The organism is Hafnia psychrotolerans (assembly GCF_014639435.1).
GTDB lineage: Bacteria > Pseudomonadota > Gammaproteobacteria > Enterobacterales > Enterobacteriaceae > Ewingella > Ewingella psychrotolerans.
This window is the reverse complement of record NZ_BMFZ01000011.1, coordinates 140589-161713: the sequence shown is the minus strand read 5'-3', so window position 1 is coordinate 161713 and position 21125 is coordinate 140589. Positions and strand designations below refer to the sequence as shown.

The following is a 21125-nucleotide window of genomic DNA, read 5'->3' as shown; positions in this document are numbered from 1 at the left end:
GCTGAAGAGTCAAGAGATTATTCATTCGAACTTTCATCTTTTCCTCTTCCTGTCCGAGCGACTTGTCAGTCGTTGTTCCCGGTCAGTGGAGGCGCATTATAGGGAGTTCTCAGAAGGCCGCAACCCCTAAAATACAAATAATTTACCGACCGCTGATTCTTTCGCCAAATGCCGTTTAAAGCGACAATTCCTGGATACTTCTAAAGCCATATGACTGTAAAACAGGCAGTAAACTTTGGGCCTCAGTTGTCATCGCCATGCAGTAGGCGACGCTCTCTATTTCCACATCGGCTTTTTTCTGCGGAATTGGCACACCAGACGTCTCAATTAACCAGTGTGCACGACGGGCAATGGCAGAACCGGAGTCGATCATACGTGTGCCGTCGGGTAAAACCTGCGCGAGCTCATCTGAAAGCAACGGGAAATGCGTACAACCTAATACCACCGTGTCCGGTGGCTCACGCAGACGCAGCCACGGATGCAAGATTTTCTTCAGCGCCTCCAGAGAAACCTCTTGGCCATGCAGCTTCGCCTCTGCCAGTTCGACCAGCTCCGCCGAGCCCAGCATCAGAATTTGACAATCCGTCGCAAACCGCGCCACCAGATCATGTGTATAAGGACGCTGAACGGTCGCGCGTGTTGCCAGCAAGCCGACGACACCATTGCGTGTTAATTTTGCCGCAGGTTTGATAGCAGGGACAACACCGATGACCGGACAATCAAACTTCGCTCGCAGTGCAGGAAGGGAGACCGTACTCGCCGTATTGCAGGCAATAACAATTATGGAAAGGGGATAACGTTTTGCGATCGCGCTGACGATCTCGACCACACGCTCAACGATGAACTCTTCAGACTTCTCGCCATAAGGAAAAGCCACATTATCGAAGGCATAAATATAGTGTAGGTCCGGCAACATCTGCCGGACCTCTTGATAGACCGACAGCCCGCCGACGCCGGAATCGAAAACCAGCACCGTCGGGCGGCCAGGAACTTGCGTTGTATCAGAAGGTATAGCTTCCAGTAAGGTAGAACTCACGTCCTGGTGTGGCATAGCCATAAGCCGTCTCGTAATCTTTATCAAACAAGTTGGCAATTCTACCACGAACCGTCAGATGTGAGGTCACCGGATATGATGCTGCCAGATCCCATAAACTGACGCCACCAAGTTTGACGGTCTGATAAGGATACGTACCGTAGTCGGTGTCGTAACGCTGTCCCAGATACTGATAATTGATGGACCAGTCGATGTCAGCGATATTCCAGTCAACCTGGTATTTCACCTGCTGTTTCGCACGACGCTCCAGAATTTCGTTGGTCTCGGCATTACGCGGGTCAAGATATTCCAGCGTAATCTGATGCTGCAACGGACCGGTATCGAATGATCCTGTCCATTCAACGCCTTTGATGGTCGCTTTGCCGATGTTGTAGTACTTGTTGGTAAAACTGTTGTAATCGATCATCTGATCGATGTCGTTACGGTATGCCGACAAGCGCCAGTTAAGTGGACCGGTCAATCCTTCCAGGCCGCCTTCCCATTGCTTGCTCTCTTCAGGATTCAGATCCGGATTGCCGCCAAAACTGCTGTAAAGCTGCCCAAGGTTCGGTGATTTGTATGCCGTACCGTAAGAAGCGATGAAACGGTATCCGTCGATAAATTCCCATGCTGCGCTGCTCTGCCAGGTCGTATGCTGACCAAACTGGGAGTTATCATCGCTGCGTACCGCGCCTTCGAGCGTGAAATCACTGATTTTCTGCTGAGTCGTCAGATAGACGCCGGTATTGTGCTGGTTATAGCCATCATCCAGATAGTTGGTGCCCGGTTCAGTCGTCAGCTTCTGCCAGTCGAGGCCTGCGCTGACTTCACCTTTCCCGATCTGGAATGTGTTGCCCCATTGCACGTTGTACTGATCGGAATCATCCAGCGAGGCCGAAGAGTCGTACGGGCCATATTTCGGATCGTAGTTATAGTCTTTGACGTGGCTGTAGCTGCCGATAAGTTGCGTGGCATAAATGCCGTTCTCATAACGCAAGCCGGTATCATAGGTGCGACTATAAAGCTGACGAGTGTCGATCAGCGGGCTACCTGGGGTGTCATACGCGTCATACGCCGTACGGTTGTCGTAACCATACGCGCGGGCGAAACCATTGATTTCCTGATTGAACTGGTGTTGCAGCGCGAGATACAACGTCTTGCTCATGAAACCGTCGCGGTCAGGCTGAGGAATGCCGCCGTTATTACCCTCCGCGACAACGTCGATACCGCGGGTATAAGTGTAATCCCCTGCGGCCGTCAGCGTGGTGTTCTCGCCCAGCTTCTGCTGCGTGGAGCCGTTATAGTTCTGATAACCGTTTGAACCGACACCCGCGCCGAGCGTCGTGCCATCTTTATCACGCGTCGTAATAATGTTAACAACGCCACCGACCGCATCCGAACCGTATACCGCAGAACGCGGTCCACGAATGAATTCGATACGCTGAACCAGTGAAAGTGGGATCTGGCTGATATCCGCCGCGCCGGAAATACCGGCCTGATTAAGACGTACACCGTCAATTAATACTAACGTGTGATTGGAGTTGGTACCGCGAACAAATAAAGACGTCTGCTGCCCCATACCACCACTCTGCGCAATATCGACGCCCGGTAAACGACGTAATACATCAGCGACAGATTTTGACTGCCATCTGTCGATATCTTCACGCGTCACCACATCAGTCGGTGCCAGTACGGAAGACACTGGCTGCGGAAAACGATTGGCGGTAACAACCATATTATCGCTGTTATCCGCAGAAGAGGTATTGTCTTGCGCCCACCCTGAAAAAGCTGTGACAGATAATACCGCCATCAGCGCGTGCTTTTTAATTGTCATGAATTGAGCATCCAAAATTAATTGGCGGATGCCGCAGAAAAACACCGGCGTTTTCGCGACGACAGTGAAGTTGCGACGTAATATCGGCAGGTTTTCGGACTTAGGATTTGTTGGTCATTAAAGAAAGAAATAATAGACCGCCACCGGGCGATGACTTCCCATCTCTTCTTTGCTCTCCCTTATAAACAAGAATAAGAAGAAGACAGTGTCTGCATAATAAGTGTGCTATCGCCGTGCTTTCCCCATACCGCTGCGCGCCAGTTCCGGATTCACACCGGATTCCCTTTTAACTCAGTCATGAGGCCGAACGGCAATCCTACGATCAACCCATTTGGAAATCCAGACATCCGTAATTATGTATAAGCGATACCTTAATTACGACGGGTAAAACTGGACATCATGGGCACATTCCCTACAATCCCCCGCAAAGTTCGCCCATTTATTCCCAGTTAGACGAGATAAGCCATGACGCCTGAAAACTTGCCCACTGAACAATATGACGATCAACTGGCGGAAAAGACCGCACGTCTCACGGCGATGATGTCGCCTTTTCAGGCACCGACTGCAAAGGTTTTTCGTTCCCCGGTCAGCCATTACCGTATGCGTGCAGAATTCCGCGTCTGGCATGACGAAGGGGATCTGTACCACATCATGTTTGATCAGCAGACCAAAGCCCGCGTACGGGTCGATCAGTTTCCTGCCGCCAGCGAGATCATCAATCGCTTGATGCCACTACTGATCTCGGCAATTAAGCAGGAGCCAGTACTGCGCCGTAAGATCTTCCAGATTGATTATTTATCCACACGCAGCGGAAAAATTATCGCCTCGCTGCTTTACCACCGCAAACTGGATGATGAGTGGACACAAGCCGCCAAGGCACTTCGTGATCAACTGCGCGAACAAGGTTTTGATATTCAGCTTATTGGCCGTGCATCCAAAACCAAAATCATGCTCGATCAGGACTACATCGATGAAGTGTTACCCGTAGCGGGTCGCGACATGATTTACCGTCAGGTAGAGAACAGTTTTACCCAGCCGAATGCCGAGATGAATATTCAGATGCTTGAGTGGGCGCTGGATGTGACCGAAGGGTCAACCGGCGACTTGCTGGAGCTGTATTGCGGTAATGGTAACTTCTCGCTGGCGCTGGCGCGTAATTTTAACCGTGTGCTGGCGACAGAAATTGCCAAACCCTCGGTCGCTGCGGCTCAGTACAACATTGCGGCTAATCATATCGACAACGTGCAAATTGTCCGTATGGCCGCTGAAGATTTCACGCAAGCGATGAACGGTATACGTGAATTCCGCCGTCTGAAAGACATCGAACTGACCCGCTACAACTGCAACACCATTTTCGTCGATCCCCCACGCAGCGGGCTGGATTCAGATACGCTAAAAATGGTTCAGGGCTACGACCGCATCCTTTATATCTCCTGCAACCCGGAAACACTGTGCGCCAATCTGGAAACACTGAGCCAGACGCACCGCGTCACACGTCTCGCCCTGTTTGATCAGTTCCCGTATACCCATCATATGGAATCGGGCGTTCTGCTGGAAAAGATCTGATTCACGAAATGCAGACGTAAAAACGGGCACCTCAGCGTGCCCGTTCTTTTTACGGCCGTAACATGATGACCAATACACGCGCAGATATTCCAACAGACACAGAATCGCCAGCGTCAGGAAAGAGCTCATGGAATTGATGTTTTTGGTCGGCGTTCCTTCAGCCAGACGTGCAATAAACCTGCCATCAATGAGTTTTGACCTATGAGTTGGGAAACATAACCGTCAATAAAAAGGGCAACCCGCAGGCTGCCCTCAATCACTTTTTGTGACATGCATCTGTGCGACACACAGAGCAGGAAATCGATATCAAACATGCTCGGATTTGCGCTTCTTCAGCTTGGCGCCAATCCAGAAGAGCAGCACAACACAAATCACGGACGGCAGGAAATTGGACCCGATCTGCGGATACTCTGCACGTATAATTGTACTATGGAGTAACATCCCCAGCAGAAAACAGAGAGCGACCAAAGTCGGTAGGCCTTTGGACATTTCACCTTGATGATAACGCAAGTGCAGACAATAGACGGTCAGCACCAGTGTAATGATCGGGAAAATAGAGAATGTAACAACAGGGCTGAAGAACGCCGCGAATGTTCCGCTGATCGACAGTCCAGAAATCAAAGCCAGGACCAGGGTGCCATTATCCTGGTTCGCTTGTTCGGTCATTTTCTGTACCTCTGGGCTTATTGATTGGAGACAGTGCCGTCCTCTCCTGCTGACGGCGATACCAGTAATACGCGCCTTTGGAAATCATCCGTAACTGCAGCACCAACCGTTCTTCAAGCTGACGCCGCTGAGCAATGTCTACATCAAGTGCCTCGGCACCGGCGTTGAACACGATGATGACCATAGCTTCTGCCTGCGCTTCGGTAAAACTGCGGGGCATATGGTTTTCGAGTTGCAGATAGTCAGCAAGTTCCGCAATGAAGTGCTGAATTTCACGGGCAACAGCGGCGCGGAAGGCCGAAGAAGTCCCGGAACGTTCACGCAACAGCAGACGAAATGCATTGGGGTTATTTCCAATGAACTCCATAAAGGTGGAAACAGAAGTACGGATCACACTGCCACCTTTGGCAATACGCTGGCGCGCCTGACGCATCAGTTGACGAAGCATTAAACCGCTCTCATCTACCATGGTCAGACCGAGTTCGTCGACGTCACGGAAATGCCGGTAAAATGACGTCGGTGCGATCCCCGCCTCACGGGACACCTCACGCAAACTCAAACTGGCAAAACTGCGTTCGGCACTGAGTTGGCTAAATGCCGCCTCAATCAGTGAGCGACGCGTACGCTCTTTTTGTTGTGCTCTTACGCCCATAACCTTCATACGGAATTTTTTCTTCTTATTTAACTGTTTGCCCAATGCAATTTCACTATACCAAAGTTTTTGATCGTCCGAGCGAAAGAAACCACAGCATTAACTGGGTAAGAATGTTGCGGTTTTCCCACAATTTGACAACTCAGCGTAGGGAAAATCGGACTAATATGTTACTTTCTCGTTGTTATTTTGTATAAAATAGGTTTCAAACCATGCAACAACAATCTCATTTTGATGCCATCATCATTGGCTCAGGCCCTGGCGGAGAAGGCGCCGCGATGGGACTGGTTAAACAAGGGGCCAGAGTTGCGGTCATCGAGCGCTATAATAACGTCGGTGGCGGCTGTACTCACTGGGGTACTATCCCTTCGAAAGCACTGCGCCACGCCGTCAGCAGAATTATCGAATTCAACCAAAACCCGCTCTATAGCGACAACTCACGCACAATGAGTTCCAGCTTTCCTGACATTTTGCGCCATGCTGATACCGTGATTAATCAGCAGACCCGGATGCGTGAGGGATTCTACGAGCGTAATCAGTGCAAGCTTATTTCCGGCGATGCAAGTTTCGTTGACGAACATACCATCAATATCCGCTTCGCTGATGGCACCCATGAACAGATCACCGCAGACAACATCATTATTGCCTGTGGCTCACGTCCGTACCGCCCGCACGACGTCGATTTCAATCATCCGCGTATTTACGATAGCGATTTAATTCTCGAACTGAGCCACGAGCCGCGGCATGTGATCATCTACGGCGCAGGGGTTATCGGGTGCGAATATGCGTCGATCTTCCGTGGATTAAACGTAAAAGTTGATTTAATTAACACGCGTGACCGCTTACTGTCGTTCCTTGATCAGGAGATGTCAGACGCTCTTTCCTATCACTTCTGGAATAACGGCGTGGTCATTCGCCACAACGAAGAGTTCGAGAAGATCGAAGGGGTTGAAGATGGCGTGATTATGCATCTGAAATCCGGCAAGAAAGTGAAAGCGGATGCTCTGTTGTATGCCAACGGACGCACGGGTAACACCGACAATCTGGGTTTGGAAAATATTGGTCTGCTCGCCGATAGCCGAGGCTTGCTGAAAGTAAACAGTATGTACCAAACGGCACTGTCGCATATTTACGCGGTCGGTGATGTGATTGGCTATCCGAGTCTGGCTTCCGCTGCTTACGATCAAGGACGCATTGCCGCGCAGGCAATGATCCAAGGTGAAGCAAAGGTGCATTTAATCGAAAACATTCCGACCGGCATTTACACCATTCCAGAAATCAGTTCCGTCGGCAAAACCGAACAGGAACTGACGGCGATGAAGGTGCCGTACGAAGTAGGTCGCGCACAGTTTAAACATCTGGCCCGTGCGCAGATTGCCGGTATGAATGTAGGTAGCCTGAAGCTGCTCTTCCATCGTGAAACCAAGGAAATACTCGGTATACATTGCTTTGGAGAGCGCGCAGCGGAAATCATTCACATCGGCCAGGCGATCATGGAACAAAAAGGCGAAGGCAATACGATTGAGTATTTCGTTAATACAACCTTCAACTATCCGACCATGGCTGAAGCCTACCGCGTTGCCGCACTTAACGGATTAAATCGCCTGTTTTAACGCAGCGGCGTCCATATGAGCCTGCATGTGAACCTTAATGGCTTCTGCAAGCTGCTCATAGCGGCCACGCAGTGGGGAACCGGGACGATATACCAAAGCAATGGTGCGTCTCGGTTCCGGTTTGTCACACACTAGATAGGTTACACCATCACGGCTGCGCTCTTTCGGCACGGCCAACGCGGGTAATAGCGTGATACCGCTACCTGCGGCGACCATATTGCGTAACGTTTCAAGACTGGTGGCACGAAAATGCGTGTCCTCATCAGCTCCGGCCTGGAAACAGAAACCCAGAGCCTGATCGCGCAAGCAATGTCCGTCTTCCAGCATCAACAACTTCTCGCCGGCTAGGTCAGCCATGGCCACACGATCGCGCGATGCCCAAGGATGCTCATCGTAAACCGCCAGTTTCATCGGCTCATCAAACAGCGGCACTTCAATGAATGCCTCACTCTCTTTGACCAACGCTAAAATTGCACAGTCCAGCTTTCCGCTGTCGAGCTGCGCCAGCAGTTGCAGGGTTTGAGCTTCGTGTAGATACATCTCCAGCTTTGGAAAGGTTTTGTGTAGCGTGGGAATAATTTGTGGCAGTAAATAAGGCCCGACTGTTGGGATCAACCCGATATGCAACGGCCCGGACATCGCCTCGCCCTGTTGACTCGCCATTTCACGCAATACTTTGACTTCACGCAACACCGTCCGCGCCTGATCTACCAGCAACAGACCGGCCTGAGTGAACAATACCTTACGGCTGGTTCTTTCCAGCAGCATCACGCCCAATTCATCTTCCAGCTTGCGGATCTGCCCGCTTAATGTTGGCTGGCTCACATGGCAAGAATCAGCCGCACGACGGAAATGACGAAACTCAGCCAGTGCCACCAGATACTCTAAATCACGAATATTCATTTATCCTCCATTCTCATAACGGGTCGCTACGATAGTTCGAGACGATAGATAAGATAGCAATCAACGATTATAACTATCAACAACAATCGTTAGCAATGCCCATTATCAAAATGGCACAGCCAGAATGGCGACTTTATTTTTTATAAATTAAGAAGTTATTCATATTTGTAAGCCGCGAAGGGAAACAAGTACCGCAAGTGACATTCTATACACGTCAGGACGAACAATGGTGTGTAACAGCATAGTAGAAAAATGTTTGTAGAACCGAACAAACCGGGCGGGCCTGAGTGCCCGCCTTTCTTATTCTCTCCGATAAAGGTTACGCTAATCGTGCTTTTGCTTCACGGATCGCAAATGCAACCTGCTCAGGTGATACGCCACCTTTGGCTGCACGCTTGTCGAGACAGGATTGCAGTTCGAGGATCGGGTAAACGTCGTCGCCTATCACGCTACTGAATTTTTGCAGGTCAGCCAGCGTCAGAGCTTCCAGCGCTTTGCCTTGAGCAATGGCTTCCACGACGACTTCGCCGACGATATGATGCGCTTCACGGAAAGGAATATCTTTAGCGACCAGGTAATCCGCCAGCTCGGTGGAATTAGCGTAACCCTGCTGAGCCGCTTCTTTCGCACGCGGACGCTTCACCTGAATGCCATCCAGCACCAGTGCCGCCATGTTCAGGCAATCCATCCAGGTATCGAGTGCGTCGAACAACCCCTCTTTGTCTTCCTGCATGTCTTTGTTGTACGCCAGCGGCAGGCCTTTCATGGTCATCATCATGCCGGTCAGTGCGCCCTGCACGCGGCCACACTTGCCGCGAATCAGTTCCAGCGCATCCGGGTTTTTCTTCTGTGGCATCAGTGAAGAGCCTGAGGTCACGCGATCTGACAGGTCCACAAACGCCGCTTCACCGCTATTGAAGAAAATCAAATCTTCAGCGAAACGCGACAGATGTACCATGCTGATGGACGCATTAGAAAGCAGTTCCAGCACATGGTCACGGTCAGAGACGCTGTCGAGGCTGTTGCGGGTCGCGGAAGTAAACCCAAGCCAACCAGCCAGTTGTTCTCGGTCCATAGGATAGGCGGTACCGGCCAATGCACCACTGCCCAACGGGCTAACATCCAGACGTTTCAGGGTATCTTGTAAACGGCTTTCATCACGCGCCAGCATTTCCACATAAGCCATACACCAATGGGCGAACGTAACCGGTTGAGCACGTTGTAAATGCGTATAGCCCGGCATAACGGCGTCTTGATTCGCTTCAGCCGTTTCCACTAATGCATGTTGCAGCTGTTTTACAGCCAGTTGCAGTTCAACCACCTGCTCTTTGCACCACAGTTTGAGGTCAGTCGCTACCTGGTCGTTACGGCTGCGGCCAGTATGCAATTTCTTGCCGAGATTGCCGACTTTGTCGATCAACTTCTGCTCAACCCAGCTATGAATATCTTCAGCATCGCTTTCCAGAATGGCACGCGGATTAGCACGGACCTCTTCCAGCAAGATATTCAATGCTTCTTCCAGCTGTAATTGTTCGTCAACGGTCAAGACATTGACGGTCACCAGCGCTTTTGACCAGGCCACAGACCCAACGATATCCTGCTCTGCCAGCCGGTAATCAAAGCGTAGTGAATCGTTTAACTCTTTAAACCGTTGATCGGCTGCCTGGCTGAACCGTCCGCCCCAAAGTGCCATAAGATCCCCTCCTGAAATGTATGCAAAAGGGCGCAGCCTGTGCGCCCTAAAATGTGTCTGTGCGCGAACTATTTTTTGGCGTTCAGTGCGCGAATACGTGATGACAACGAGAACAGACGAATAAAGCCGCCCGCGTGGCTGTGGTCATACACTTCGTCTTCACCAAAGGTGGCAAACTCCTCTGAGTACATGCTGTTTGGCGATTGTTTCTGAATCGCTGTAGCAGTACCTTTATAAAGTTTGAGCACCACTTCGCCGTTAACATCCTCAGCCAGTGCATCAACGGCTGCCTGAATAGACTCACGCAGTGGCGCGAACCAGCGGCCATCGTAAACCACGTAAGACATTTCATGGCCCAACTGCTCACGCCATTTGAAGCTGTCGCGATCCAGAACCAACTGCTCAACGCCACGCAAAGCTGCCATCATGATGGTGCCGCCAGGCGTTTCGTAGCAACCACGGGATTTAATGCCAACCAGACGATTTTCAACGATGTCGATACGACCGATACCGTGTTTCACACCTAGCACGTTCAGCGCTTCGAGGCACTGGAACGGGCTGAGTTCAACGCCGTTTACCGCAACGACTTCACCTTTTGCCACTTTAACGGTGACCGTTTCGGCCTGGTCCGGCGCATCTTCTGGTGCAACAGTCCATGCCCAGCAATCTTTGTTAGCTGCATTCCACGGGCTTTCCAGCACGCCGCCTTCGGTGGAGATGTGCCATGCATTTTCATCACGGCTGTAGATTTTTTCCAGCGATGCGGTGGTTGGAATCTTACGCTCTTTCAGATAATCCAGCAGAGCTTCGCGAGAACGCAGATCCCACTCACGCCAAGGTGCAACCACTTTCAATTGTGGTGCCAGCGCGGTGTAGGTGGTTTCGAAACGCACCTGGTCATTCCCTTTACCGGTCGCACCATGGCACAGTGCATCTGCGCCAATTTTTAGCGCCAGTTCAACCTGCGCTTTGGCGATCAACGGACGCGCCATTGAGGTCCCCAGCAGATAGCTACCTTCGTACAGTGCGCCGGATTTCAGTACCGGATACACGTAGTCTTTGATGAACTCTTCACGCAGATCGACAACGTGGCACTCAGAGGCACCGGTACGCAGTGCTTTTTGCTCGATGCCTTCCAGATCGGCACGTTCCTGACCAATATCCGCCACGAACGCGACCACTTCGCAGTCGCCATAGTTTTCTTTCAGCCATGGAATGATCGCTGAAGTGTCCAGACCGCCGGAGTAAGCCAGAACAATTTTCTTGATGCCTTGAGTTGCTGCCATGATGATTTCCTTCAAAAAATTCAATATATCTAATGAGTAATAAACGTGCCGAACGGTGAATTACGCTGAGATGCGTGTCCCGATCGCGACGCCGTTAAAAAGTGCCGGTAACTGCTCGGCGTGACGCCAGCTGGCGATATCCACCGGGCGTCCGAGCGTACGGGCGGCGTCCAGCGCAGCGTGAACTTTAACAATCATGCCGTCGGTAATAATACCCTGTTCAATCAGCAGCTCGGCTGCTTCTGCCGACATTTCAGGAATACGCTGACCTTTGCCATCGAGGATACCACTCACATCTGACAGCAGGATTAAATCTGCGCCCAGCGTTGCCGCCAGTGCCGTCGCGGCCTGATCGGCGTTGACGTTCATCAGTTCACCTGACGCGGTGATACCGATAGAACTAACAATCGGCAGATAACCGGCCCCGGTGAGCGTGTTAATCAACACAGGAGAACCGGCTTCGGCTTTACCGACGTTACCCAGATCTTCGCTCAACTGCGTCACACTCACAGAACCGCCGTCGGCCAGCGACAGGCCAACCGCATTGATATTACTTTTGATCGCCCAGGCCAGCAGGGCTTTATTGGCGCTGCCAGCCAGTGCGCCAGTAATAATATCGATCTGGTCAGCGGGAGTGACACGCAGACCAGCTTTTTTCACCACCGGCAGGTTCAGCTTTTTCATCAGCTCATCGACCAAGCAGCCGCCGCCGTGAACGATAACCAATGGGCGCTGATATTGCTGACGATAAGTCACCAGCGCCATGAACAGGCGCTCAAGCGCTTCTTCATTATCTAGTAACACACCACCCAATTTAATGACTAACGGATTCATAGCTGTTTGCGCCTCAATCGGTAAAAAGTAAGTATTTGATTTTAACTTAAGGTTTATCAAATCAGGGAGAGCGTTTCAGGGAAACCAAATCGCAGGTTCAAACATTGTACTGCCTGCGCTGATGCGCCTTTAAGCAGGTTGTCTTCGGTCGCGACAACAATCAGGTGCTCTCCTTTGACCGCAAAACCAATATCGCAGAACGGCAGCCCGACCACATCTTTCAGTGCGGGAACACCTTTAGCGTACAAACGCACCAGAGGTTTGTCGTGATAGGCATTGTGGAACGCTTGTGCTATATCCTGCGACGTCACACCGGCTTTCAGACGGCAGGTGATGGTGGCAAGAATACCGCGCGGGAAGTTACCCAAATGCGGAGTGAAAATCACCGGTACACCAAGGTGTTCAACAATTTCTGGGTGATGACGGTGATTGAATAGGCCATATGGCTTCAGGCTGACTTCACAGAAACTGTTGCCAATAGAGGCTTTGCGCCCTGCGCCGCTAACGCCGCTAGTGGCATTGATGACCGGCCACTGGCTGTCATTGAGCAGGTCGTTTTCAAGCAGCGGTTTGATCGCCAGCTGTGAAGCCGTCGGGTAGCAGCCCGGTACAGCGATCAACTGTGCATCTTTGATTTTGTCATCTTGCCATTCAGCCAGACCGTACACTGCTTTGTTGAGCCAGTCGATATGCTGGTGCTCAAAGCCGTAAAATTCGGAGTAAAACTCAGGTTTTTTGACGCGGAACGCGCCGGAGAGGTCAAACACTACGCAACCGGCAGCCAGAAACTGTGGGGCTAAATCGTGGCTGACTTCATGGGCCGTTGCGAGAAAAACGACATCAACACCTTTCGCCGCTTCCTGGACATCTTTCATTGCTAAAACAGGCAGATCAACGATGCCTTTCAAGTGCGGATGCAAATCAGAAAGTAATTTTCCTGCATCTGCACTTTGCGCTGAAACCGTTAAACCGGTTATGTTCATATGTGGGTGGCGACTTAGGTAGGTCGCGAGTTCAGCTCCGGCATAACCCGTGGCACCAACAATCAGCGTATTCAACATGGGGTCTGTTCACCTTCTCAACTTAACTGTATGGCTCCGCGATACAGTGTACTTCTTAGGTAACAGGGCTTACCGCGTTATACGCCGTTCACCCGCGAAATTTTCAACCATTTCGTTTTACAGGGCCGGTAAAATATTCCGGTTTCCTTACGGACTGGGTTATTGTATTTTTATTCACATAAACTGCATGAATATGAATACTACCCTAACTAAAGGCTGTCAACAGTGAAGATGAAATTACCTCCTTTTATTGAGCTATACCGGGCGTTAATCGCGATACCTTCGATCAGTGCTACCGACAGCGCATTGGATCAGAGTAATGAAACCTTAATCAATGTATTCGCTGGCTGGTTCCGCGATCTCGGCTTTAAGATTGAGATTCAACCGGTACCCAATACTCGTAATAAATTCAACATGTTGGCAAGCACAGGCGAAGGTGCAGGTGGTCTATTGCTGGCAGGTCATACCGATACGGTTCCTTACGACGACGGACGTTGGACCCGCGACCCCTTCACCCTGACCGAACACGAAAATAAACTCTACGGTTTGGGTACAGCGGACATGAAAGGTTTCTTTGCTTTTATCGTCGATGCACTGCGTGACATCGATACTAGCAAACTGACTAAACCACTCTATATTCTGGCGACCGCTGATGAAGAAACCACCATGGCCGGAGCCAGCTATTTTGCCAGGAATGCCACGATTCGTCCGGACTGCGCGATCATCGGCGAACCGACCTCGCTGAAACCGGTACGTGCACATAAAGGTCACATCTCGAATGCACTACGCATTACCGGCCAGTCCGGTCACTCTAGTGACCCAAGCCGTGGCGTTAATGCTATTGATCTGATGCATGAGTCGATCACCCATCTAATGGAACTGCGCAATACGCTGAAAAAGCGTTATAACCACAGCGGTTTTGTTATTCCTTATCCAACCATGAATTTCGGCCACATCAGCGGCGGTGACGCAGCCAACCGCATCTGTGCCTGCTGCGAATTGCACATGGACATCCGTCCATTACCGGGTCTGACTCTCTCCGATCTTGACGGTCTGCTTCAGGAAGCGCTGGAACCGGTAAGCAGCCGCTGGCCCGGCCGGGTGGCCATCGAAAAGTTGCATCCACCGATCCCCGGCTACGAATGCCCTCCAGACCACCCGTTGGTCCAGGTAGTGGAAAAGTTGCTCGGCGTGGAAACCGAGATCGTCAACTACTGTACCGAGGCACCGTTCATTCAGGAGCTATGCCCGACGCTGGTGCTGGGTCCCGGTTCAATAGAACAGGCGCATCAACCAGATGAATACCTTGATACCGCATTTATCAAACCAACCCGCGAGTTGATCACACAGGTTGTGAACCATTTCTGCTACCACTAATTCTGTATTACCCAGACGACAGAAACAAACAGGGTACCTACGGGTATCCTTTGATACTGTACAAAAGCGTGATTAGCCAAACTAATATGCCGCTGGCGATGATGAAAGTTCTGTAATTTGCCAAAAACACCATTTTTTTAGTGAGGGAATTGGGGGTTTTGCGGTAAAACATGTGCTGTTTTTGAAAATGTGATCACGTTCGCAGCGTAAAAATGATTTAAGGCGAAAACGTCTAACGGGTGATAGTTATTTACAAAATATAATTTTAAATATGAGAACGGGTCAGAGGCGATATGAACGAACAATATTCCGCAATGCGCAGTAATGTCAGTACCTTAGGGAAACTGCTTGGCGATACGATCAAGGATACTCTGGGAGAGCATATCCTTGATCGTGTTGAGAAAATTCGTAAGTTATCCAAATCTTCACGTGCCGGTAATGATGCAGATCGTCAGGAACTCCTTTCCACGCTGCAAAATTTGTCCAATGACGAACTCCTGCCTGTGGCCCGTGCTTTCAGCCAATTTTTGAATTTAACCAATGTTGCCGAGCAATATCACAGCATTTCACCACACGGTGAAGCCGCGAGTAATCCGGATGTGTTGGCGCAACTGATTGAACGTTTGAAGTCTAAAAATCTGACTTCTCAGCAACTGCGTGATGCAGTTGAACAACTCTCCATTGAACTGGTGCTCACGGCACACCCGACTGAAATTGCCCGCCGGACCCTGATCCACAAACTGGTGGAAGTGAACAGCTGCCTGAAGCAGCTCGACCATAACGATCTGGCCGACTACGAGCGCAAACAGATCATGCGCCGTCTGCGCCAGCTCATTGCCCAGTCATGGCATACCGATGAAATCCGTAAAAACCGTCCGTCTCCGGTTGATGAAGCCAAGTGGGGCTTTACGGTGGTTGAAAACAGTCTTTGGGAAGGCGTTCCTGCTTTCCTGCGTGAGTTCAACGAACAGCTGGAAACCTCACTCGACTACAAAATGCCGGTTGAGGCCGTCCCCGTACGCTTCACATCATGGATGGGCGGTGACCGCGACGGTAACCCAAACGTCACTGCTGACATTACCCGTCATGTGCTGCTGCTGAGCCGCTGGAAAGCCACTGACCTGTTCCTGCGCGATGTCGCTGTACTGGTTTCGGAGCTTTCCATGACCGAATGTACGCCAGAGTTGCGTGCACTCGCCAATGACGAAAGTGAGGCGGAAGCTTACCGCGTGATCATGAAACGTTTGCGTGCTCAATTGCTTTCCACCCAAGCCTATCTGGAAGCGCGTCTGAAAGGCGAAAGTCTGCCAATCCCGCATGATTTACTGGTGCACAATGAGCAGTTGTGGGAGCCGCTGTACGCGTGTTACCAGTCGCTGCAAGCCTGCGGCATGGGTATTATTGCTAATGGCCAGTTGTTGGATACACTGCGACGCGTCCGCTGTTTCGGCGTGCCGCTGGTACGTATCGACATTCGTCAGGAGAGCACCCGTCATACCGACGCGATTGCAGAGATCACCCGCTATCTGGGCCTCGGTGACTACGAAAGCTGGTCAGAGTCTGACAAACAGGCATTCTTGATCCGCGAACTGAATTCTCAGCGTCCACTGGTGCCACGTTTTTGGGAACCAAGCGAGCTCACCAAAGAGGTGCTCGATACCTGTCAGGTCATCGCAGAAGCGCCGGAAGGGTCGATTGCCGCCTACGTGATTTCGATGGCGAAAACCCCATCAGACGTTCTGGCAGTACATTTACTGCTGAAAGAGGCGGGCTGTCCGTTCACTCTACCCGTCGCGCCACTGTTCGAAACCCTCGACGACCTGAACAATGCCGATTCCGTCATGACCCAGTTGCTCAGTATCGACTGGTACCGTGGCTGTATTCAGGGCAAACAGATGGTGATGATCGGTTACTCCGACTCTGCGAAGGATGCGGGCGTGATGGCAGCATCATGGGCGCAATACCGTGCACAGGATGCACTGATCAAAACCTGTGAGAAGGCCGGTGTTCTACTGACACTTTTCCACGGACGCGGCGGCTCCATTGGTCGCGGCGGGGCACCTGCCCACGCGGCATTGCTGTCACAACCGCCGGGCAGCCTGAAAGGCGGCCTGCGCGTGACCGAACAGGGCGAGATGATCCGCTTCAAATTCGGCCTGCCAGAAGTCACCATCAGCAGCCTGGCGCTCTACACTGGCGCGATTCTGGAAGCCAACCTGTTGCCACCGCCGGAGCCAAAAGAGGCTTGGGTGAGTATCATGGAACAGCTATCTGACGTCTCTTGCAACATGTACCGTGGCTATGTGCGTGAAAACAAAGACTTCGTACCTTATTTCCGCGCCGCAACACCAGAGCAAGAACTGGGGAAATTACCCTTGGGTTCACGGCCAGCAAAACGTAAAGCTAACGGCGGCGTCGAAAGCCTGCGTGCCATTCCCTGGATCTTCGCCTGGACACAAAACCGTCTGATGCTGCCTGCATGGTTAGGCGCAGGTGCCGGTCTGCAAGCCGTGGTGGATGCAGGGAAACGCGGTGAGCTGGAATCCATGTGCCGTGACTGGCCGTTCTTCTCAACCCGCATAGGTATGCTGGAAATGGTGTTCGCCAAAGCCGACCTGTGGCTGGCGGAGTACTATGATCAGCGCCTGGTGGACAAAGAGCTTTGGCCACTCGGACAAAAGCTGCGTGACCAGTTGGCAAACGACATTAACGTGGTCCTGGCGATTTCCAACGACGACCATCTGATGGCCGATCTGCCGTGGATTGCCGAATCAATCGCGCTGCGTAACGTCTACACTGACCCGCTGAACGTGTTGCAGGCTGAATTGCTACATCGCTCACGTCAGCTGGAAAAAGACGGTCATACTCCTGACGCTCGTGTTGAACAGGCGCTGATGGTCACTATCGCGGGTGTCGCAGCAGGTATGCGCAATACCGGTTAGCACACCGATAAAAGCAAAAAACCGGCGCAGATGCCGGTTTTTTTTCGCCTGATATTTATGCCAGAAAGCGTTGTCTGACGAGTGGATCAAACCGTAGCGCGAATCGGCGCAGCAGCTTCCGGGCGGACACCCAGCGTATGGCAGATAGCATAGCTCATCTCGGCACGGTTGAGAGTGTAGAAGTGGAAGTCTTTCACGCCTTCACGACTGAGAATTTTCACCATATCCATAGCGATATTGGCGCCAACCATTTTGCGGGTCTCGGGGTCATCATCAAGCCCTTCAAACATGCTGGTCATCCAGTTTGGCACACGCACGTTGGTCATGGTGGCAAAACGGGTCAGCTGTTTGAAATTCGATACCGGTAGAATGCCTGGCACGATCTCCACGTCGATGCCCTGCCCGGCGCAACGGTCACGAAAACGGAGATAGCTTTCGACGTCGAAGAAGAATTGAGTAATAGCGCGGTTGGCACCGGCATCGATTTTACGTTTAAGATTAATAAGGTCAGCCTGTGCGCTTTTGGCTTCCGGGTGAACTTCCGGATAAGCTGCAACCGAGATATCAAAATCCCCCACGCCCTTCAGCAAGTGCACCAAATCGGCGGCATAAAGGTCAGGTTTACCGCCGCCTGGGGGTAAATCACCGCGCAGCGCCACAATGTGACGGATACCGCTTTGCCAATAATCTTCGGCAATTTGAATCAGTTCTTCGCGACTGGCATCAACACAGGTCAAATGCGGTGCGGCTTCCAGCCCGGTGCGTTCTTTGATGCCTTTAATGATACTGTGCGTACGGTCACGCTCACCGGAGTTAGCACCGTATGTCACGGAAACGAATTTGGGTTTGAGGCTACTGAGGCGGTCGATAGAGCTCCACAACGTATCTTCCATTTCGCTAGTTCGCGGCGGGAAAAACTCAAAAGAGACGTTAATCTGACCTTGCAACTCGGCCAGGTTCTGGTTCAGTGCTTCGCGCTGGTTGACGTGGAAAAAACTCATGCTCTCTACCTCGTTGCTCACTTCGTTTTATATTATAAGCGTCTAGACGTCTAAACGGATAGATAGACAATGAAGGAAGTCAGCAAAACTGTCAACGCCAAAAATGCATCCGCATATGATTAATCTTCATTCAAATTGAAGAAATTTCACGTTGGGGATTTTGCCGCACAGGACGATGAAATAGATGCATGAAGCCCCTTCGGGTCGACGCCAGAAGGGGAAGAGCAATTATAGCAGTTGAGTCAACCGGTTAAGATCGGATTGCAGGGCGCCAGCGGTGACATCACGCCCGGCACCTGGCCCGCGGATGACCAGCGGGTTGTCCCGATACCAGCGGCTTTCGATGGCAAAAACGTTATCACAAGGCAGTAATGACGCCAGCGGGTGATCGTCACGTACAGCTTCGACACCAACGCGCGCTTTGCCGTTCGCATCAAATCTTGCCACATAACGCAGTACCAGCCCCATTTCCTGGGCCGCCTCCAGACGTTGCAGCATCTGCTGATTCAGTGTTTCTCCATCTTCAAAGAACTGATCTACTGAGCCGCTTTCACAGCCGAGCGGTACCAGAGACTCAACTCGCACCTGGGTTGGTTCGATGTCATAGCCCGCTTCCCGCGCCAGAATCACCAGTTTGCGCATCACATCCTGACCAGACAGGTCGACTCGCGGATCCGGTTCAGTCAGCCCTTGCTGCCAGGCCAAGTCCACCAGTTCGGTGAAAGGCAGAGTGCCGTCAAATTGCAAGAATAACCATGACAAGGTACCTGAGAAAATCCCGCTAATCGCCAGAATGCTATCGCCGCTGTCGCGTAAATCTCGCACCGTGTGGTTGACGGGTAAACCGGCGCCGACGGTGGCGTTATACAACCAATGACCGCCGGTTTTGGCGAAGGCGTCACGGATCTGACGATACTGATTGCTGCTGGAGGCACCGGCCACTTTATTTGCGCTGATGACGTGGAAGCCATAGCTGGCGAAATCCAGATATTGATCAGCCAGCTCGACACTCGCGGTGACGTCCAGCACCACTAAATCATCATAGGGATGTGCGCGCATCCACAGGAACAATGATTCGTCATCGTGGTCACGGGCTTCATCATCAAAGAACGCGAGCGCACGGCTGGCGTCCAGCCCGTCATAACTCAACAGGCTGCGTTTACTATCCACAACGCCTGCCAGAACGAATTCAAAACCACTGCGGGCGGAAATATTTCGTTGTTCACGGGCAAAAAGTTCGAGCCAGCGTGAACCGATGTTGCCTTTGCCGAACAGCATCAAGCCGATGCGTTTTTCCGCGCGGAATAGCGTGTTATGCAACCCCTGAACCAGATGTTCGGTCGGCCCAAGGCGCAGTACGGCTACCAGACTGATGCCATCTTCCGCCTGCCAGACAAATTCAACAGGCTGGTCTTTCAATTCCTGATAGAAACGGTGACTGTGCAGCGGGTTCTTGCACACGCCAGCACCGACTAATGCCACCAGCGCTAACCCTTCACGTAACGATAAACGTCCCGGCAAACCAGCCTCTTCCAACGCCTGCATGGCGCTGCCGACCACTTCCGACGTGTAGCAAAGTTGCAGCAAGTTACGGTCCGGATGGATACCGGTAGCCAGCGGTTTGACCTGAGCACGCTTAAGCAGTAGCTCGACATCTTTATGCGCCAGTTGGAAGTCATGCTGCGACGGGATGACAATTTCAATCAGGCAAATGTCGTCATGACTGGTGACAATTTTCGCACCGGTCCCGGAGGCCAACACGCGTTCAATTCGGGTTGAGCCTTGCTCCGGCTGATAACTACAGCGCAGTTGCAGGTCGATGTCGCTGCCGGAAACAGGCTGCAGAGTGCGAGTATGCAGAACCGGTGCAGCCAAACGGGCCAGTTCACTGGCTTCGTCGAGACGTAATAAGGGCAGCAAACAGGCATCTTTCACTTTGCGAGGATCCGCGCTGTAAACCCCAGCGACATCGCTCCAGATGGTGACACGGTTGACGCCTGCCAGCGCGCCAATCTGCGTGGCTGAGTAGTCACTGCCGTTACGGCCCAGCAATACGGTTTCACCCGCTTCGTTACGCGAGATAAAACCGGTCACGACCAAATATTGCTGCGGATGTTGCGCCAGAAGTTGTTGCAACAGCGGGTATGAACGTCCTTCATCAACCTGAGGTTGAGCAGCACGTTCTGCGCGCAGAAAATCACGCGCATCAAGCCAGGCAGCCGGCAGGTCTTTCGTCGCCAGCAGCGCAGCCATAAGGCGTGCCGACCAGATCTCACCATGCCCGACCACTTCGGCATGCACAGCATCGGTGATTTTGCCATCCAGCAGCGTCGCCAGACGTTCGAGATCCTGAATAAATCTTACAATAAGCGGTTCTGCCATTTCCGGTGGCAGAAGACCGGTGATCAGATCACTTTGATACCGGCGCAAGGCCTGTTGAACCTGATGCGCCGATAAGCGATCGGTCTGGCTGAGTTTCAACCAACTGATCAGTTGGTTAGTGGTGCGACCTGCTGCAGAGACCACCATTATGTCGCCTGGGTTACCGTACTCGGCCATGATCCCGACCACGCGCAGATAACATTTCACATCAGCCAGACTGCTACCACCAAACTTATGCAACTGCCGGCTTCCCGCCGGTGCTGCTACCGCTATTGCATTCAT

At 51.8% G+C, this 21125-nt stretch carries 16 protein-coding genes and 1 riboswitch; of the genes, 4 read left to right on the top strand and 12 right to left on the bottom strand.

Going from position 1 to position 21125, the window contains the following annotated elements; translation table 11 throughout:
* Positions 1-175 precede the first annotated feature (175 nt).
* Positions 176-1057: a glutamate racemase gene (murI, locus tag IEV89_RS18300; protein WP_188474950.1), complete on the bottom strand. Its 882-nt coding sequence runs from the start codon at positions 1055-1057 to the stop codon at positions 176-178.
* Positions 1002-2867: a TonB-dependent vitamin B12 receptor BtuB gene (gene btuB / locus IEV89_RS18295; RefSeq protein ID WP_188474949.1), complete on the bottom strand. Its 1866-nt coding sequence runs from the start codon at positions 2865-2867 to the stop codon at positions 1002-1004. The genes murI and btuB overlap by 56 nt, the downstream gene beginning before the upstream one ends.
* Before the next feature lie 68 nt (positions 2868-2935).
* A riboswitch (cobalamin riboswitch) is annotated at positions 2936-3186 on the bottom strand.
* Positions 3187-3332: 146 nt separating this feature from the next.
* On the opposite strand from btuB, the gene trmA reads away from it, so the two are divergent.
* Positions 3333-4433, top strand: a complete 1101-nt coding sequence (trmA, locus tag IEV89_RS18290) for a tRNA (uridine(54)-C5)-methyltransferase TrmA (RefSeq protein ID WP_188474948.1) — start codon at positions 3333-3335, stop codon at positions 4431-4433.
* 125 nt (positions 4434-4558) lie between these two features.
* On the opposite strand, the gene IEV89_RS18285 is transcribed toward trmA, so the two are convergent.
* The 3 genes from IEV89_RS18285 to fabR are packed head-to-tail and all read right to left on the bottom strand — an operon-like array spanning position 4559 to position 5751.
* The gene (locus IEV89_RS18285) at positions 4559-4747 is read right to left on the bottom strand and encodes a hypothetical protein (protein ID WP_188474947.1); all 189 of its coding nucleotides are present in this window, start codon (positions 4745-4747) and stop codon (positions 4559-4561) included.
* Positions 4740-5099 carry a YijD family membrane protein gene (locus IEV89_RS18280; RefSeq protein WP_188474946.1) on the bottom strand — a complete coding sequence of 120 codons (360 nt, stop codon included), beginning with the start codon at positions 5097-5099 and terminating at the stop codon, positions 4740-4742. The genes IEV89_RS18285 and IEV89_RS18280 overlap by 8 nt, the downstream gene beginning before the upstream one ends.
* On the bottom strand, positions 5074-5751 hold the full coding sequence (gene fabR / locus IEV89_RS18275; protein WP_188474956.1) for an HTH-type transcriptional repressor FabR: 678 nt from the start codon (positions 5749-5751) through the stop codon (positions 5074-5076). Before fabR ends, IEV89_RS18280 begins: the two co-directional genes overlap by 26 nt.
* 212 nt (positions 5752-5963) lie before the next feature.
* On the opposite strand from fabR, the gene sthA reads away from it, so the two are divergent.
* Positions 5964-7364 carry a Si-specific NAD(P)(+) transhydrogenase gene (gene sthA / locus IEV89_RS18270; protein WP_188474945.1) on the top strand — a complete coding sequence of 467 codons (1401 nt, stop codon included), beginning with the start codon at positions 5964-5966 and terminating at the stop codon, positions 7362-7364.
* Here the strand turns inward: sthA and oxyR are convergent.
* The 5 genes from oxyR to argC form a co-directional block, all read right to left on the bottom strand.
* Positions 7347-8267, bottom strand: a complete 921-nt coding sequence (gene oxyR, locus IEV89_RS18265; RefSeq protein WP_188474944.1) for a DNA-binding transcriptional regulator OxyR — start codon at positions 8265-8267, stop codon at positions 7347-7349. The genes sthA and oxyR overlap by 18 nt on opposite strands.
* Before the next feature lie 319 nt (positions 8268-8586).
* The gene (argH, locus tag IEV89_RS18260) at positions 8587-9960 is read right to left on the bottom strand and encodes an argininosuccinate lyase (protein WP_188474943.1); all 1374 of its coding nucleotides are present in this window, start codon (positions 9958-9960) and stop codon (positions 8587-8589) included.
* A gap of 68 nt (positions 9961-10028) precedes the next feature.
* The gene (locus tag IEV89_RS18255) at positions 10029-11246 is read right to left on the bottom strand and encodes an argininosuccinate synthase (protein ID WP_188474942.1); all 1218 of its coding nucleotides are present in this window, start codon (positions 11244-11246) and stop codon (positions 10029-10031) included.
* 60 nt (positions 11247-11306) lie between these two features.
* Positions 11307-12080 (bottom strand): acetylglutamate kinase, encoded by a 774-nt coding sequence (argB, locus tag IEV89_RS18250; RefSeq protein ID WP_188474941.1) that lies wholly within the window; start codon positions 12078-12080, stop codon positions 11307-11309.
* A 56-nt stretch (positions 12081-12136) separates the two neighbouring features.
* Positions 12137-13141 (bottom strand): N-acetyl-gamma-glutamyl-phosphate reductase, encoded by a 1005-nt coding sequence (gene argC, locus IEV89_RS18245; RefSeq protein WP_188474940.1) that lies wholly within the window; start codon positions 13139-13141, stop codon positions 12137-12139.
* A 225-nt stretch (positions 13142-13366) separates the two neighbouring features.
* On the opposite strand from argC, the gene argE reads away from it, so the two are divergent.
* The gene (gene argE, locus IEV89_RS18240) at positions 13367-14518 is read left to right on the top strand and encodes an acetylornithine deacetylase (protein ID WP_188474939.1); all 1152 of its coding nucleotides are present in this window, start codon (positions 13367-13369) and stop codon (positions 14516-14518) included.
* 293 nt (positions 14519-14811) lie between these two features.
* Positions 14812-17460, top strand: a complete 2649-nt coding sequence (gene ppc, locus IEV89_RS18235; protein ID WP_188474938.1) for a phosphoenolpyruvate carboxylase — start codon at positions 14812-14814, stop codon at positions 17458-17460.
* A gap of 86 nt (positions 17461-17546) precedes the next feature.
* Here ppc and metF read toward each other — a convergent pair whose 3' ends face one another.
* Both metF and IEV89_RS18225 read right to left on the bottom strand, forming a co-directional pair.
* On the bottom strand, positions 17547-18461 hold the full coding sequence (metF, locus tag IEV89_RS18230; RefSeq protein WP_188474937.1) for a methylenetetrahydrofolate reductase: 915 nt from the start codon (positions 18459-18461) through the stop codon (positions 17547-17549).
* Between the two features lie 228 nt (positions 18462-18689).
* Positions 18690-21125, bottom strand: a complete 2436-nt coding sequence (locus IEV89_RS18225) for a bifunctional aspartate kinase/homoserine dehydrogenase II (protein WP_188474936.1) — start codon at positions 21123-21125, stop codon at positions 18690-18692.

Excerpts from the sequence above, each read along its gene's own strand:
- murI (WP_188474950.1), bottom strand. The coding sequence starts at position 1,057 with ATGGCTATGCCACACCAGGACGTGAGTTCTACCTTACTGGAAGCTATA.
- btuB (WP_188474949.1), bottom strand. The coding sequence starts at position 2,867 with ATGACAATTAAAAAGCACGCGCTGATGGCGGTATTATCTGTCACAGCT.
- trmA (WP_188474948.1), top strand. The coding sequence starts at position 3,333 with ATGACGCCTGAAAACTTGCCCACTGAACAATATGACGATCAACTGGCG.
- IEV89_RS18285 (WP_188474947.1), bottom strand. The coding sequence starts at position 4,747 with ATGTTTGATATCGATTTCCTGCTCTGTGTGTCGCACAGATGCATGTCA.
- IEV89_RS18280 (WP_188474946.1), bottom strand. The coding sequence starts at position 5,099 with ATGACCGAACAAGCGAACCAGGATAATGGCACCCTGGTCCTGGCTTTG.
- fabR (WP_188474956.1), bottom strand. The coding sequence starts at position 5,751 with ATGGGCGTAAGAGCACAACAAAAAGAGCGTACGCGTCGCTCACTGATT.
- sthA (WP_188474945.1), top strand. The coding sequence starts at position 5,964 with ATGCAACAACAATCTCATTTTGATGCCATCATCATTGGCTCAGGCCCT.
- oxyR (WP_188474944.1), bottom strand. The coding sequence starts at position 8,267 with ATGAATATTCGTGATTTAGAGTATCTGGTGGCACTGGCTGAGTTTCGT.
- argH (WP_188474943.1), bottom strand. The coding sequence starts at position 9,960 with ATGGCACTTTGGGGCGGACGGTTCAGCCAGGCAGCCGATCAACGGTTT.
- IEV89_RS18255 (WP_188474942.1), bottom strand. The coding sequence starts at position 11,246 with ATGGCAGCAACTCAAGGCATCAAGAAAATTGTTCTGGCTTACTCCGGC.
- argB (WP_188474941.1), bottom strand. The coding sequence starts at position 12,080 with ATGAATCCGTTAGTCATTAAATTGGGTGGTGTGTTACTAGATAATGAA.
- argC (WP_188474940.1), bottom strand. The coding sequence starts at position 13,141 with ATGTTGAATACGCTGATTGTTGGTGCCACGGGTTATGCCGGAGCTGAA.
- ppc (WP_188474938.1), top strand. The coding sequence starts at position 14,812 with ATGAACGAACAATATTCCGCAATGCGCAGTAATGTCAGTACCTTAGGG.
- metF (WP_188474937.1), bottom strand. The coding sequence starts at position 18,461 with ATGAGTTTTTTCCACGTCAACCAGCGCGAAGCACTGAACCAGAACCTG.
- IEV89_RS18225 (WP_188474936.1), bottom strand. The coding sequence starts at position 21,125 with ATGAATGCAATAGCGGTAGCAGCACCGGCGGGAAGCCGGCAGTTGCAT.